Origin of the sequence: Photorhabdus africana (assembly GCF_035181445.1) — a bacterium.
Lineage (GTDB): Bacteria > Pseudomonadota > Gammaproteobacteria > Enterobacterales > Enterobacteriaceae > Photorhabdus > Photorhabdus laumondii.
Map to the genome: position 1 here is coordinate 1 of NZ_JAXBVE010000263.1, position 261 is coordinate 261.

Genomic DNA, 261 nt, shown 5'->3' on the forward strand with positions numbered 1-261 from the left:
TACCGTTGTAAGTTTTTCGGATGTTACTTTGGAGCTGATGATAGGCTTCCGTGCGGTTTCGGGCACTTCGGATCGCTTTTCTGAGTGCCATATCATCAATCAGATTGAGGACATGAGTGCTCTTGAAGATGGCATTATATTCAAACAACGCCGCTTTTAATCTGGCGTAACGGGCATGAGAGTTCAGTTTGCGGATGATATTGCTCTGGGTATTTTCCTGCATGATCAATGAAAGCAAGATACGCAGAACGCCTCGCCGCT

At 46.0% G+C, this 261-nt stretch carries 1 protein-coding gene; it reads right to left on the bottom strand.

Annotation, left to right across the window (positions count from 1 at the left end):
* A partial coding sequence (locus SLS51_RS24965) for a Tn3 family transposase (RefSeq protein ID WP_369293962.1) occupies positions 1 to 238 on the bottom strand: 238 nt, incomplete at its 3' end.
* Positions 239 to 261: the final 23 nt, after the last annotated feature.